Source organism: Pseudomonas corni, from assembly GCF_057128765.1.
In genome coordinates this window covers 123334-136534 of sequence record NZ_JBSKHW010000020.1, presented here as the reverse complement: position 1 = coordinate 136534, position 13201 = coordinate 123334, and the positions used below count along the sequence as shown (strand labels likewise).

General features: G+C 60.1%; 10 protein-coding genes. 6 read left to right on the top strand and 4 right to left on the bottom strand.

Annotated elements, in window-relative coordinates:
• Nucleotides 1-356: 356 nt before the first annotated feature.
• Nucleotides 357-845, bottom strand: a complete 489-nt coding sequence (locus ACWKV9_RS25165; RefSeq protein WP_483838815.1) for an N-acetyltransferase family protein — start codon at nt 843-845, stop codon at nt 357-359.
• A 139-nt stretch (nt 846-984) separates the two neighbouring features.
• Between ACWKV9_RS25165 and ACWKV9_RS25160 the strand changes: the two genes are divergently transcribed.
• The 3 genes from ACWKV9_RS25160 to ACWKV9_RS25150 all read left to right on the top strand — a co-directional run bounded on the left by ACWKV9_RS25160 (nt 985) and on the right by ACWKV9_RS25150 (nt 4135).
• Entirely contained in the window at nt 985-1887 is a 903-nt protein-coding gene (locus ACWKV9_RS25160; RefSeq protein ID WP_483838814.1) for a formate/nitrite transporter family protein, read from the top strand.
• Nucleotides 1888-2082: 195 nt separating this feature from the next.
• Nucleotides 2083-2766 carry a response regulator transcription factor gene (locus ACWKV9_RS25155; RefSeq protein WP_483838813.1) on the top strand — a complete coding sequence of 228 codons (684 nt, stop codon included), beginning with the start codon at nt 2083-2085 and terminating at the stop codon, nt 2764-2766.
• On the top strand, nt 2744-4135 hold the full coding sequence (locus ACWKV9_RS25150; RefSeq protein WP_483838812.1) for a sensor histidine kinase: 1392 nt from the start codon (nt 2744-2746) through the stop codon (nt 4133-4135). Before ACWKV9_RS25155 ends, ACWKV9_RS25150 begins: the two co-directional genes overlap by 23 nt.
• Before the next feature lie 582 nt (nt 4136-4717).
• Here the strand turns inward: ACWKV9_RS25150 and ACWKV9_RS25145 are convergent.
• Together ACWKV9_RS25145 and ACWKV9_RS25140 are read right to left on the bottom strand one after the other, a co-directional pair.
• On the bottom strand, nt 4718-5437 hold the full coding sequence (locus ACWKV9_RS25145; protein ID WP_483838811.1) for a zeta toxin family protein: 720 nt from the start codon (nt 5435-5437) through the stop codon (nt 4718-4720).
• 174 nt (nt 5438-5611) lie between these two features.
• Complete coding sequence (locus tag ACWKV9_RS25140) at nt 5612-6022, bottom strand: PA0061/PA0062 family lipoprotein (RefSeq protein WP_483838818.1); 411 nt, start codon at nt 6020-6022, stop codon at nt 5612-5614.
• 206 nt (nt 6023-6228) lie between these two features.
• Between ACWKV9_RS25140 and ACWKV9_RS25135 the strand changes: the two genes are divergently transcribed.
• From ACWKV9_RS25135 to ACWKV9_RS25125, 3 genes are read left to right on the top strand one after another with little or no spacing between them, the layout of a single operon-like run.
• Complete coding sequence (locus ACWKV9_RS25135; protein ID WP_483838810.1) at nt 6229-9462, top strand: efflux RND transporter permease subunit; 3234 nt, start codon at nt 6229-6231, stop codon at nt 9460-9462.
• On the top strand, nt 9452-10618 hold the full coding sequence (locus ACWKV9_RS25130) for an efflux RND transporter periplasmic adaptor subunit (protein ID WP_483838809.1): 1167 nt from the start codon (nt 9452-9454) through the stop codon (nt 10616-10618). The genes ACWKV9_RS25135 and ACWKV9_RS25130 overlap by 11 nt, the downstream gene beginning before the upstream one ends.
• A complete protein-coding gene (locus tag ACWKV9_RS25125; protein ID WP_483838808.1) occupies nt 10602-12014 on the top strand; it encodes an efflux transporter outer membrane subunit in 1413 nt (470 codons plus the stop codon). The genes ACWKV9_RS25130 and ACWKV9_RS25125 overlap by 17 nt, the downstream gene beginning before the upstream one ends.
• A gap of 297 nt (nt 12015-12311) precedes the next feature.
• On the opposite strand, the gene ACWKV9_RS25120 is transcribed toward ACWKV9_RS25125, so the two are convergent.
• On the bottom strand, nt 12312-13157 hold the full coding sequence (locus ACWKV9_RS25120; RefSeq protein WP_483838807.1) for an amidohydrolase family protein: 846 nt from the start codon (nt 13155-13157) through the stop codon (nt 12312-12314).
• Nucleotides 13158-13201: the final 44 nt, after the last annotated feature.

The window sequence follows — 13201 nt, the reverse complement described above, 5'->3', positions numbered from 1 at the left end:
GAGGTCGGCCATGACCGAGGTGTGGGAAAGGGCATCGCCCTGGCGGGCGGCCCAACGAGCGTCTGACATTCCGTGTAGTTCGCGCCGAGAAAGCGCCGGAATGTAGAGAGCTCAAGCGCCCGTGTCTGAGCGCTGAAACACAAAAACGGAGTGCTGCGGAAGTTTCAGAAAGGGACTACATCAGGGAGGTTATAGGTCCTACCTGATGAGGGGAAAACTCTCGGGGAAACTTGCACTATGCCAATTAAATGCGCATTGAGCGGAGGGCGACATTCGCGCCGGGAGCTCTGGTTGAGTACGCCAAAAGCCGTCTCGCGAATAAATTCGCTCCTACAGAGTTTTCGCTCCTACAGGGATCAGCGTTTACCTGAGGCAAAGTCGGTGAGATTCGCGCCCTCCATCCGATACCGCACCCACTCATCCTGCGGTTCGGCGCCAATCGATTTATAAAAATCAATCGCCGGCTGATTCCAGTCCAGTACGCTCCATTCGAAACGTCCACAGCCTGTGTCCACCGCAATCTTCGCCAGATGCCGAAGCAAGGCTTTGCCCGCGCCAACACCGCGATGCTGCTGTGACACGTAAAGGTCTTCCAGATACAGCCCCTTGCGGCCCAGCCAGGTGGAATAGCTGAGGAAGTACACGGCAAAACCAATGGGCTGGTCGTCCAGCAGACAGATCAAGGCCTTGGCCGGGGACGCCGGGTCGTCGAACAGGCTGCGTTCGATATCAGCAAGGCCAGCCAGCACTTCATGCTCGGCTTTTTCATAAATCGCCAGTTCAGTGATGAAGCCCAGAATCACCTCGGCGTCAGCGCGGATTGCATCTCGAATCTGAAGGGTCACACATGCTCTCCTAGGGTGCGGCAAAACGACATCGTTCAGCGGCGAACGACGGATGACAGATTGTGTCTCAAGCAACAGTCCGGCGCAGCATTCAATACGCCATGCCGTCTCCATATGATCAACGCCCCAAGGAACACCCATGGAAAACCAGAAAGAAGACGGCAAGACCCCGGGCCTGACCGCCAAGGAAGAACAGGAGATCGACGAGAACCAGCCGCCCCGCGCGGCGGTGTTGCACGAAACCATCCGCGCCCAGGGCGATCATGAGCTGGAGCGCAGCGTCACGGCGCTGTGGTGGTCGGCCCTCGCCGCTGGCCTGACCATGGGCCTGTCACTGATGGCCATGGGGTTGCTCAATTCCCGGCTGCCCGACAGCGAAGGCTTCAAGGCCATTGCCAGTTTCGGCTACTGCGCGGGCTTTTTGGCGGTGATCCTCGCCCGTCAGCAACTGTTCACTGAAAACACCCTGACGGCGGTGTTGCCGGTCATGACCAAGTTCACTCTGAGCAACATCGCCCGACTGTTCCGCTTGTGGGGCGTGGTGCTGGTGGGCAACCTGTGTGGCACCCTGCTGGTGGCGTACGTGATGCTTCACTTGCCGATTTTCGACACCAAGACTGACCACGCGTTTCTTGAGATCGGTCGCAAAATCATGGAAAACGACGTCGGCACCATGTTCGCCAAGGGCATCATTTCCGGCTGGATGATCGCCACCATGGTCTGGATGATCGCCTCGATGGAAACTGCCAAGGTAGTGATCATCGTGATGATTACGTACCTGATGGCGCTGGGGGATTTCACCCACATCGTCGTCGGCTCGGCAGAGGTCTCGTACCTGGTGTTTGCCGGTGAACTGCCGTGGAAGGATTTCTGGATGGTGTTTGCAGGGCCTACGCTGGCGGGCAACATCATCGGCGGCAGCTTCATCTTTGCGCTGATCAGCCATGCGCAGATCAGAAGCGAGAGCGGGACGCCTAAGGAGAAGAAAGGTACCTCCAGCAAAAAAAACCAGACTCAGGAAGAACGTCTACCCCAGAAATAACGCCTGACTCTCTGTAGGAGCGAATTTGTTCGCGAGGCGCCGGGCCTGGTTCGCCGCCTCCATTTCTCGCCAACAAGTTGGCTCCTACAGGGACCAAATAACCGCGCAGCCCCTTTCCTAAATATTTATTCAGAAATATCCGCCGCATTTGTAGGCAAACTACAGCTTCCAGTCGCAATTGCTTCAGGCAAACTCATGACCCGAATTCTGACGATCGAAGACGATGCCGTAACGGCCAAGGAGATCGTGGCCGAGTTAAGCAGCCACGGCCTCCACGTAGACTGGGTCGATAATGGCCGCGAAGGACTGGTGCGCGCCGTCAGCGGTGATTACGACCTGATTACCCTGGACCGAATGCTGCCCGAAGTGGACGGTCTGGCAATTGTCACGACTATGCGCGCGCTGGGTATTTCTACGCCGATCCTGATGATCAGCGCGCTGTCCGATGTCGATGAGCGTGTTCGAGGTCTACGGGCTGGTGGCGATGATTACCTGTCCAAACCGTTTGCGTCAGACGAAATGGCTGCTCGGGTAGAAGTGCTGCTGCGCCGTAGCCACCCGAGCACCCAGGCCGAAACCATGTTGCGCGTTGCTGATCTGGAGTTGAATCTGATCTCCCGGGAAGCCAGCCGCGCTGGCCAGCCGCTGAACCTGTTGCCCACTGAATACAAGCTGCTGGAATTCATGATGCGCAACAACGGCCAGATCATCACCCGCATGATGATTTTCGAGGAAGTCTGGGGTTATCACTTCGACCCTGGCACCAACCTCATCGACGTACACATTGGTCGCTTGCGCAAGAAAATCGATCCCCCTACCCTGACGCCCCTGATTCGAACCGTTCGAGGCTCAGGATATGTCATTGCCGAACCCGTCTAAGGGCTGGCGTTCTTCCAGCAGCCGGTTGCTGGCGCTGTACAGTTTCTTGTTCGTGGCCTGGAGCAGCATCCTCATGGGGGTGCTGTACTGGGAAGTCACCAGTTACCTGAACACCCTCGCCCGTCACTCGCTGATGCAGCGTCAGCAATTGTTCTCGCGTTTTCAGGGCGCGCAACTGGATGACGCTCTGGCCACCAGCGACAAGTTCGACATGCGCTCGGTGGACGCCTACGGCCTGTTCGACAAAGACCTCAAACCCATCAGCGGGCCGATCCACGCCATTCCCACCGGCTTGCCGCTCAACGGGCAGATCGAGGAGCTGGACACCTGCATCGACTCCGATGACCCGAATCTGCCGCGCGCCAGTTGCGACGCCGTGGCGATTCATACGCTGGATAACCGCTGGCTGGTGCTGGTGCGCGACAACGGTTCCCTGTTCGCCGTGACCACGTTGATTCTGCGGGCGCTGCTGTGGGGCATCTCGCTGACGATTCTGCCGGGGATCGCGGGCTGGCATCTGTTGCGTCGTCGCCCGCTGCAACGTATCCGGGCGATTCAGGCCAGCGCCGAGGCCATTGTCACGGGTGATCTGGCGCGGCGTCTGCCGGTGTCGGATCGTCGCGATGAGTTGGACATGCTGGCGGACATCGTTAACGCCATGCTCGACCGTATCGAACGGCTGATGAACGAGGTCAAGGGCGTGTGCGACAACATCGCCCATGACTTGCGCACCCCGCTCACACGTCTGCGCGCGCAGTTGTACCGGATTCAGCAGCAGTCCCCGGAAGACTCGCCTCAGGGTGAGCAAATGGCCCAGGTGATCGCCGACGCCGATACGCTGATGGCGCGGTTTCGCGGGCTGTTGCGGATTTCCGAACTTGAAGACCACCAGCGCCGCTCGGCCTTTGATCGGCTGGACCCGCGCCCGTTGCTGCAGGAATTGCATGATTTCTACCTGCCACTGGCCGAAGAAGGTCGCGTGTCGCTGGAGCTGAAGATCGGTGAGCTGCTGCCGCCGTTGGTGGGGGATCGGGCGCTGCTGTTTGAAGCACTGGCGAACCTGCTGAGCAATTCGATCAAGTTCACCCCACCGGGCGGCGTGGTGACTCTGATCGCGCGCGCCGAAGGTGACGCCACTTTCATCGAAGTCCAGGACACCGGCCCCGGCATCCCCGCCGCTGAACGCGAGGCGGTGTTCAAGCGTTTCTATCGCAGCGACAGCGGCAACCAGCAAAGCGGCTTCGGTCTGGGCCTCTCCATCGTCGCCGCCATCGTCAACCTGCACGGCTTCAAACTGCACATCGGCACCAGCCCGTCCGGTGGCGCGAGCCTGGTGCTGGAGTGTCGGCAGGTGTTGGCGTTGGGGTGAATGCATCTACGCTGACCCCGTAGGAGCGCGCTTGCCCGCGATGACGTCAGTGTGTCCGATACATCTCCAGCGCCTGGAAGACCTTTCGCGGGCAAGCGCGCTCCTACGGCCTCCCGGCCAGAATCAAAAGCCATGTGCGCCGCAATCCGCTTCTGCCGAAGGCGTAGGAGCTCACGGAGGTTACGACGTCAGCGATGGGCTGCGCAGCGGCCCCCAATCCAGACAACGCGGCGCTAGGGATAATCCAACGCGCACATCGCACCAAAAATTGTAGGAGCGTGCTTGCCCGCGATGGCGTCAGTGTGTCCGATACATCTCCAGCGCCTGGAAGACCTTTCGCGGGCAAGCGCGCTCCTACAGTCGATAGCGATCAGCCAGACGCAAAAAAGCCGCCCTGATCTGGCGGCTTTTTCAATGGTGCGGATTACATATTCCGGGCTTTCTCGATAATGACGTCTTGCCGCTCCCATGCCCTCTTCATGACCTCTTGGTAGACCCGCTCTTTTTCTTCCGAGGTGGCGTTGCGGACGAAGTCGGAAAAGGGAGTGGACTTAACGGTTTTTAGTTTTTTTGTAGAAGGCATCATTCACTCCTTGAATGGTCAAGCTTTTGCTTGAGCGAATCCCGATCATAGGTTTCGCAAATATGAGTGTCAATTTGCTGGATATTTTCTCTGTAAGCGCGAGTACTCCCGTCTTGATTCTTGATGAAAATGTCGGCGGTCACGGCGTGCCCATAATTTTTTTTCACACGGTTTACTACCTCACGTGCGGCGAAATACTGACGAACAAACTCCCCTAGCGGAATGTTCCTTCCCTCGACTTTTTCCCTCGCCTGGACGAATTCCCACGCCCTTTCCGGGTTTTGATAGACGTATAGCACTAGCACGAATCTGCCTCGCTTCAACGAACGCTCTATGTTCAGAGCCACCGTCTCGTAGTTTGAAGAGGTGCCGTCTAACAAAAACGATTGTTGCATCCGCAACGCTTCGTCATGCGCGGCGGATACCAACACCGACACTGCTCGCTGGAAAAGTGAAGAATTAGCACCTGTATATCCCGGGAGCTCGCAACGGTAAGCGTCGGGATCTATACGAAGGACATGACCTCCAAATCGAGCGAGAAACTCCAAGGAGGCCTCTGTCTTCCCAGCGCCGGGCGAGCCAGCCATGAATACTGACACTGGCGAATCTTCGGATGGATATATCGAGCTATCAGTCAACCGCATCGCAATTTCTTTTCTGTTCGCCTTGGCAAACACCACTGCCTCATCTGCAATCCTTTGTTCGTCCAGGGTGAACATCCTTGGCTTCCGTTTCCAGAGATTCGCGACTCGAATCTGACACCGCGCATTATTTGCGGCCTGGGCATCCCTGCCTATCCGACGAAACCGGATGACACAACCTTTATGCAGACAAAAAAAAGCCCACGGCTTTCACCGTGGGCTCAACGAAGACCGTTGAAGGGAGCGTTCTGTTTAGCCGGGCAGGCAGGTGAAGTCTTTGCTGTGGCCGAGTTGTTTGCCGTGGGAGTCTTCGAGTTTGACGCGGTACTCCTCGCCCAGGCTCGACTCGACCAGTTTGTAATGTTCACCGGCCTTGAACTGGTCGAACTTGATGCCGGTCTGGCAGTTCGTTTCGCCGCTATCACCGTAGCCCTCAACGATCAAATCCAGGTCGAGTTTGTGAGCACCGGGTTTGACTTCAAAGTAGCGACCATCATTGAGTCGCTTGCCGTCCAGATCCTCAGCCATCAACACGCCGGAAGGTTCTTCCTGCAAGCTGATCCAGGCTTCGCTGGGGTCAGCTTTGGGCATGGGGCCCGCACAGGCGGACAGGACGGCAACCAGACCCAACATGGGCACGAGCAGCAACGATTTGGCGTTCATGACATAAACCTCGGCAGATGGAAAAAATCCCTGTGGCGCAGGGTGAATTTCGATGAGCCGAGGCTGCGCGCCCTGCAGATGAACAACAAATGAATCCCCCATGAAAGCTCCTTGTGCACCGGGCTAACTATTTGTTCATTCGCCTGACGGCTGCCTGTTAGGTCCGGACGACAAGACTGCCGTGAATCGAAATGGGAGGTTCCGGCATGCTTGGCCTGGTCAAGACTGCATTGCTAAAGCCCTACACGTTCATCGTGTTGGCAATATTCATCTGTATCGTCGGGCCGATGGCGGCGATGAAAACACCGACCGACGTGTTCCCCGACATCGGCATTCCCGTGGTGGCGGTGGTCTGGCAGTACGCCGGTCTTTCGCCGGACGCCATGGCCGGACGGGTGATCTACACCTACGAGCGCTCGCTCAGCACCACGGTCAATGACATCGAGCACATCGAGTCGCAATCGCTGCCGGGCATGGGCATCGTCAAGATCTTCTTCCAGCCCGGCGTCGACATCCGCACCGCTAACGCGCAAGTGACGGCAGTCTCGCAGACCGTGCTCAAGCAGATGCCAGCCGGTATCACCCCGCCGCTGATCCTCAACTACAGCGCCTCCACCGTGCCGATCCTGCAAATGGCTTTCTCCAGCCCGACGCTCTCCGAAGCGAAGATTCGCGATCTGGTGCAGAACAGCGTTCGTCTGCCACTCAGCGCCGTGCCAGGCCTGGCGATGCCCACGCCCATGGGCGGCAAGCAGCGGCAGATCACCCTCGACCTCGACCCGCAGGCGTTGGCGGCCAAAGGCCTGTCGGCGCAGGACGTCGGCAATGCGCTGGCCGCTGGCAACCAGATCATCCCTGTGGGCACGGCGAAGATGGGCAGCGACGAATACACCGTGCTGCTCAACAACAGTCCCAAGGCCATCGATGAGCTGAACGACCTGCCGATCAAGACCGTCGACGGCGCGCTGATCACCATCGGCCAAGTGGCCCACGTGCGTGACGGCTCGCCGCCGCAGACCAACATCGTAAGGGTCGATGGTCATCGCGCGGTGCTGATGCCGGCGCTGAAAAACGGCAATATCTCGACGCTGTCAATCGTCGACGGCATTCGCAACATGCTGCCGCTGATCAATGAAACCCTGCCGCCCGCGCTCAAGACTTCGCTGTTGGGGGACGCCTCGGTGTTCGTCAAACAGTCGGTGGGCAGCGTCGCTCGCGAGGGCATCATTGCCGCGCTGCTGACCAGCGTGATGATCCTGCTGTTCCTCGGCAGCTGGCGCTCGACGCTGATCATCGCAGCATCGATTCCATTGGCCGTGTTGTCAGCGATAGCGCTGCTGGCGGTCAGCGGCCAGACGCTCAACGTCATGACCCTCGGCGGGCTAGCACTGGCCGTGGGGATTCTGGTGGACGATGCGACGGTGACCATCGAGAACATCAACTGGCACCTGGAACAGGGCAAGGCGGTCAAGGACGCAATTCTCGACGGTGCCCGGCAAATCGTCGGTCCGGCGTTCGTTTCGCTGTTGTGTATCTGCATCGTCTTCGTGCCGATGTTCATGCTTCAGGGCATCGCCGGTTACCTGTTCCGGCCCATGGCGCTGGCAGTGATTTTCGCCATGGCCAGCTCGTTCCTGCTGTCGCGCACGCTGGTGCCGACCCTGGCAATGTTTCTGCTCAAGCCCCATGTGCTCGAAAGCGGCGCAGGCCGCCACCCGGAAGATGAGTTCATCAACCATCACGAAGGTGATCAGCACGCACCTCGCCGCAATCCGCTGCTGCTGGCCGGGCTGAAATTCCAGCAGGGTTTCGAGCGCGGATTCTCTGCCGTGCGCGATGTGTACTACGGCTTGCTCGGCTTGGCGCTGAAGGCGCGCAAGCGCTTTTTGCTGGGATTCCTGACCTGTGTGCTGGCAAGCTTTGCGCTGCTGCCCAGCCTGGGCGAAGACTTCTTCCCGGCCACTGACGCAGGCGCACTGTCGCTGCACGTGCGCTTGCCACTGGGCACCCGCATCGAAGAAAGCGCCGCCGCGTTCGACCGCATCGAACAGCGCATTCGCGAAATCATTCCAGCCGATGAGCTGGACACAGTGATCGACAACATCGGCATCCCCTTAAGCGGCATCGACATGGCCTACAGCAGCAGCGGCACGATCGGCCCGCAAGACGGTGACATTCAGGTCGCGCTGAAACCCGAGCACGCGCCCACCGCCGATTACGTCAAACGCCTGCGCGAGGCCCTGCCGCAAAGCTTTCCCGGCAGCCACTTTGCCTTCATGCCTGCCGACATCAGCAGCCAGATTCTCAACTTCGGCGCCCCCGCTCCGCTGGACCTGAAAGTCTCCGGGCCTAATGGCGACGCCAACCGTGCCTACGCGCTGGAACTGCAACGCCGTCTGCAACACGTACCGGGCATTGCCGATTTGCGCATTCAGCAGTCCACCGGCTACCCGTCGCTGCAAGTGGACGTCGATCGTCTGCGCGCCAAGCAGTTGGGTATCACCGAACACGACGTGACCACCAGCCTCGGCGCGTCCCTGGCCGGTACGTCTCAGGTGGCGCCGACTTACTGGCTGAACCCGAAAAACGGCGTGTCGTATTCGGTGGTCGCTGCCACGCCGCAATACCGTCTGGACAGCCTGCCGAGTCTCGAAGCGCTGCCGATTACCGGGAGCAACGGACAGTCGCAAATCCTCGGCGGGCTGGCGACCATTAAGCGTGTCGAAAGCCCGGCAGTGGTCACGCACTACAACATCCAGCCGACCCTCGATCTGTATGCCAACGTGCAGGGCAGGGACTTGGGCGGCGTCGCCAAGGATGTGCAAAAGATCATCGACGACACCGCGCACCTGCGGCCCAAAGGCGCAACCGTGACGCTGCACGGACAGATCGACGCACTCAACGAAGCCTTCAGCGGTTTGAGCCTGGGCTTGATCGGCGCAGTGGTGCTGATCTACCTGCTGATCGTGGTGAATTTCCAGTCGTGGATCGATCCGTTCGTGATCATCACTGCCCTGCCCGCCGCGTTGGCCGGCATCGTCTGGATGCTGTTTTTGAGTAACACCTCGCTGTCGGTGCCAGCGTTGACGGGCGCGATTCTGTGCATGGGCGTGGCCACTGCCAACTCGATTCTGGTGGTGAGTTTCTGCCGCGAGCGCCTGACCGAACACGGCGACGCGATGCTGGCGGCGCTGGAAGGCGGTTACACGCGCTTTCGTCCGGTGTGCATGACCGCATTGGCGATGATTCTCGGCATGCTGCCGCTGGCGCTTTCCGCTGAGCAAAACGCGCCATTGGGACGCGCCGTGATCGGCGGCCTGATCCTCGCCACCACCGCGACGCTGCTGTTTGTGCCGGTGGTGTTCAGCCTGGTACATCGCCATTCCAAACCCATTGCTCAACCCAACGCTCACATTGGAGAAACACCCCATGTCGTCTGAAAACGCCCCTTCGCGCAAACGCCTGATGCTGGTCGGCGTCGGCGGTTTGACCTTGGCGGCGCTGCTGGTCGCCAACGGCCTGGCCGCCCGTACCCGACATGAACATGCGGTCGATGCCTGGACCCAAAGTCAGTCGCTGCCTGTGGTGAGCGTGATCCAGCCTTCGCAGAACGCGACGGGCGACACACTGCGTCTGCCCGCGCATCTGGAAGCCTGGAGCAAGGCGCCGATCAACGCGCGGGTCAGCGGTTACCTGAAAAGCTGGAGCTCCGACATCGGTACTCAGGTCAAGGCCGGGCAGATTCTGGCGCAGATCGACAGCCCGGAACTGGACCAGCAGATGGCCCAGACCCGCGCCCATCTCGCTCAGCAACAGGCCACCGCGCGCATCGCCGAAACCACCGCCAGTCGCTGGCAGCATCTGCTGGCCACCCATTCTGTGTCGCAGCAGGAAGTGGACGAAAAAGCCTCCGGCGCGCTGGCTGCCAAGGCGGATATGCAGGCCGCTGCGGCGGACTATCAACGGCTGTCGGACCTTGAGGCGTACAAGACCATTCGCGCACCATTCGCCGGGACCATCACCGCGCGCAACACCGACATCGGTCAACTGATCAAGGCCGATGATGGGGGCATCACACCGCTGTTCAACATGGCCGACACCCATCGTTTGCGCCTGTATGTGCCGGTGCCGCAGAACTACGCCAGCGTCATCACCCCCGGCATGCAGGTGCAACTGACCGTGCCGGAACATCCGGGCCAGACGTTCAGCGCCAGATTGCTGGGCGACTCCACAGCGGTCGATCCGCGCTCTGGCACCTTGCTCGCGCAATTCGAAGCGGAAAATGCCGAGGGAGCGCTGATGCCCGGCGACTACGCCGAAGCCACACTCAAGGTCGCGGCCAATAACCGGGCCGTGAGCATCCCTGCCAGCGCCTTGATTTTCCGCGCCAAAGGCACTCAGGTGGCGACGCTGGACAGCGCCGGGCACGTGCATTTGCAGGACATCCACATTGCGATGGATCTGGGTGACCGGCTGGTGATAGATCAGGGTCTCAAGCCTGCGGATCGTATCGTCGACAACCCGCCCGATGCCCTGCGTGAAAACGATCCTGTGCAACTGGCCGACGCTGGAGGTACACATGCGCGCAAGGCTTGAAGGTTTGGCGCTGGTGATCGCGATGACGTTGCAGGGCTGTTCATTGGCGCCAACGTATCAGACGCCGGTTACTGCCTTGCCCTCGCACTACAAAGAACAGCCCGAGGGTGACTGGCATCCGGCGCAACCGGCGGATCAGTTACAGGCCCGGTGGTGGACGTTGCTGGGTGATCGCCAGCTAGATGACCTGCAACAGCAACTGCTCAACGCCAATCCGGACCTGGCCGCCGCGCTGGCGCACTTCGATGCCGCGCAGGCCTATGCCAGTCAGCTGCACGCCGGGTTGTTCCCGCAGATCAACGCCAGCGGCGGCCCGGTGCGCCAGCGTCAGTCGGACCGCCGCCCGTTGCGCGGCGACACTCAGCCTTCGGTCTACAACAGCGACACCGTGGGCCTGAATCTGAATTTCGATCTCGACCTGTGGGGCAAGATCCGCAATCAAGTGGCCTCGGGGGATGCCCAAGCGCAGGCTTCGGCTGACGATCTGGCGGTGGCACGCCTGAGCCTGCAACGGCAACTGGCGACGCTGTATGTGCAGGCCCGCGGGCTGGATGCCCAGAGCCAGATTCTCAAGACTTCGCTGGACGATTACACCCAGGCGCTGCAACTGACCCGTGATCGCTATGAAGGCAAGATCGCGTCGGAACTGGACCTGACTCGTGCGCAAAGCCAACTGGCTGAAGCCCAGGCGCAGCTCGACGATGTGCGCGCGCAACGCAATCTCAGCGAACACGCCATTGCCGAGCTGGTGGGCAAGCTGCCCAGTGATTTCGCGTTGGCTGCTGACCCGCAGCCGATCACCTTGCCCGGTATACCCCAGGCGTTGCCGGGCAGTCTGTTGCAGCAACGCCCCGACATCGCGGCGGCTGAGCGCAGGGTATTCGCGGCAAACGCCAACATCGGCGTCGCGAAAGCCGCGTGGTACCCGGATTTCAGCCTGACCGGGATGTTCGGCGGCATGACCGGTGGCAGCGGAAATCTGCTGGCGGCGGCCAACCGTTATTGGGCGCTGGGGCCATTGGTGAACCTGCCGATCTTCGACGGCGGACGCCGCAGCGCCAACGAGCGTCAGGCCAAAGCCGAATTCGAAGAAGCCGCCGCGCAGTACCACAGTCAGGTCTTGAAGGCGGTGCGCGAGGTGGAAGACAACTTGGGGCAATTGCGGGATTTGCAGCTGGAATCGGCAGATCAACAGGCGGCAGTAGATGCGGCCAACAGCGCGGAGAAAATGGCGATGAGCAGCTATGAGGCTGGCGCGACGGATTACCTGGTGGTGGTCACGGCGCAGACCACCGCGTTGCAGGCTCAGCGCAGGTTGCAAGTGCTCGATAGCAGTCGATTGCAAGCGAGCGTGGAGTTAATGGTGGCGTTGGGCGGTGGGTGGAAAAGCAGCTAGCCCTGTGGGAGGGAGCTTGCTCGCGAGGCTTCGGTACATCCGACATCTATCTGTCGGTCATTCGCCTGCATTCGCGAGCAAGCTCCCTCCCACAATGAATCTGCGGCGTGGCTGAACCCGCAAATACCGTGGGAGCGGACCTGTCCGCGAAGACTTAGGTACAAGCTGATGCATCTTCATGGCTGAGCCACCGCATTCGCGGACAGGTCCGCTCCCACAACCGATCAGCGACGCGGCTGAAACCTGAGCAAGGCGCAGGTCCGCTCCCATGGGTTCAGCGCGAAGCTGCAGAGAGCGTCAAACCTCCACAACCGCAAAATCAAACAACACCTGAGGCGCTTCGATCAGCAGTGAGCGCATCATCTGCGCCGAGCAGCCAAGGGCCTGCAATTGCTGCACGACGCTTGCGTAATTGATGCTGTTTTCATGCTGGGTGTGCGGCCAGTCGCTGCCCCACACCAGCCGCCGGAACCCGAAGCTCTGTTCCAGCAAAGGCAGGGCCTGACGGGCGAAATCCAGGTTCTGTTGCTCGCTGCCCCCCAAACGATAGATGCCCGAGACCTTCATCCAGACCTGTCCGTTCAAGCCCAGCTCCAGCATCTGGCCGAAGCCCGGTTGATCCATGCCCAGACGCGCATCCGGACGACCGAAATGGTCGACCACGATCTTGATCCCGAACGGCATCAACCCGCGAATCAAAATCGGCAAATCCTCAACCTGACGGTGCAGCTCAACGTGCCAATCCAGCTCGACGAGGTGGGCAAAGAAACTGCGCCACGCAGGTTCGGAAAGATCCGGCAGCGGCTTGCCCATCAGGTTCAAGCGCACGCCGACCACGCCGCAGCGATCCATTTCATTCAAGCGCTCGCAGCTGATGTCGCGCTCCACCACCACAACCCCGCGCAACTGCTCGGGCGCCAGTTGCAGCGCTGCCAGCAAGTAGCTGTTGTCGGTACCAAGAAAGCTCGGCTGTACCAACACGCCATGGCTCAAACCGTGTTCGCGCAGGTTGTCCAGGTACAAGCCGAGCGTCGCGTCGTAGTCGGGTGTGTAGCGCCGTGCGGTGGTGAGATCCAGCTCCCTGCTGAACACGTGGGCATGGGAATCGATGCCGAGAATCGGTTGGGAACAGGTATCAGACATGGCACTCATCTATGGAAGGAAGTGCGGTGCGTGCCGTCGGGCAA

Excerpts from the sequence above, each read along its gene's own strand:
- ACWKV9_RS25160 (WP_483838814.1), top strand. The coding sequence starts at position 985 with ATGGAAAACCAGAAAGAAGACGGCAAGACCCCGGGCCTGACCGCCAAG.
- ACWKV9_RS25155 (WP_483838813.1), top strand. The coding sequence starts at position 2,083 with ATGACCCGAATTCTGACGATCGAAGACGATGCCGTAACGGCCAAGGAG.
- ACWKV9_RS25150 (WP_483838812.1), top strand. The coding sequence starts at position 2,744 with ATGTCATTGCCGAACCCGTCTAAGGGCTGGCGTTCTTCCAGCAGCCGG.
- ACWKV9_RS25145 (WP_483838811.1), bottom strand. The coding sequence starts at position 5,437 with ATGTTCACCCTGGACGAACAAAGGATTGCAGATGAGGCAGTGGTGTTT.
- ACWKV9_RS25140 (WP_483838818.1), bottom strand. The coding sequence starts at position 6,022 with ATGAACGCCAAATCGTTGCTGCTCGTGCCCATGTTGGGTCTGGTTGCC.
- ACWKV9_RS25135 (WP_483838810.1), top strand. The coding sequence starts at position 6,229 with ATGCTTGGCCTGGTCAAGACTGCATTGCTAAAGCCCTACACGTTCATC.
- ACWKV9_RS25130 (WP_483838809.1), top strand. The coding sequence starts at position 9,452 with ATGTCGTCTGAAAACGCCCCTTCGCGCAAACGCCTGATGCTGGTCGGC.
- ACWKV9_RS25125 (WP_483838808.1), top strand. The coding sequence starts at position 10,602 with ATGCGCGCAAGGCTTGAAGGTTTGGCGCTGGTGATCGCGATGACGTTG.
- ACWKV9_RS25120 (WP_483838807.1), bottom strand. The coding sequence starts at position 13,157 with ATGTCTGATACCTGTTCCCAACCGATTCTCGGCATCGATTCCCATGCC.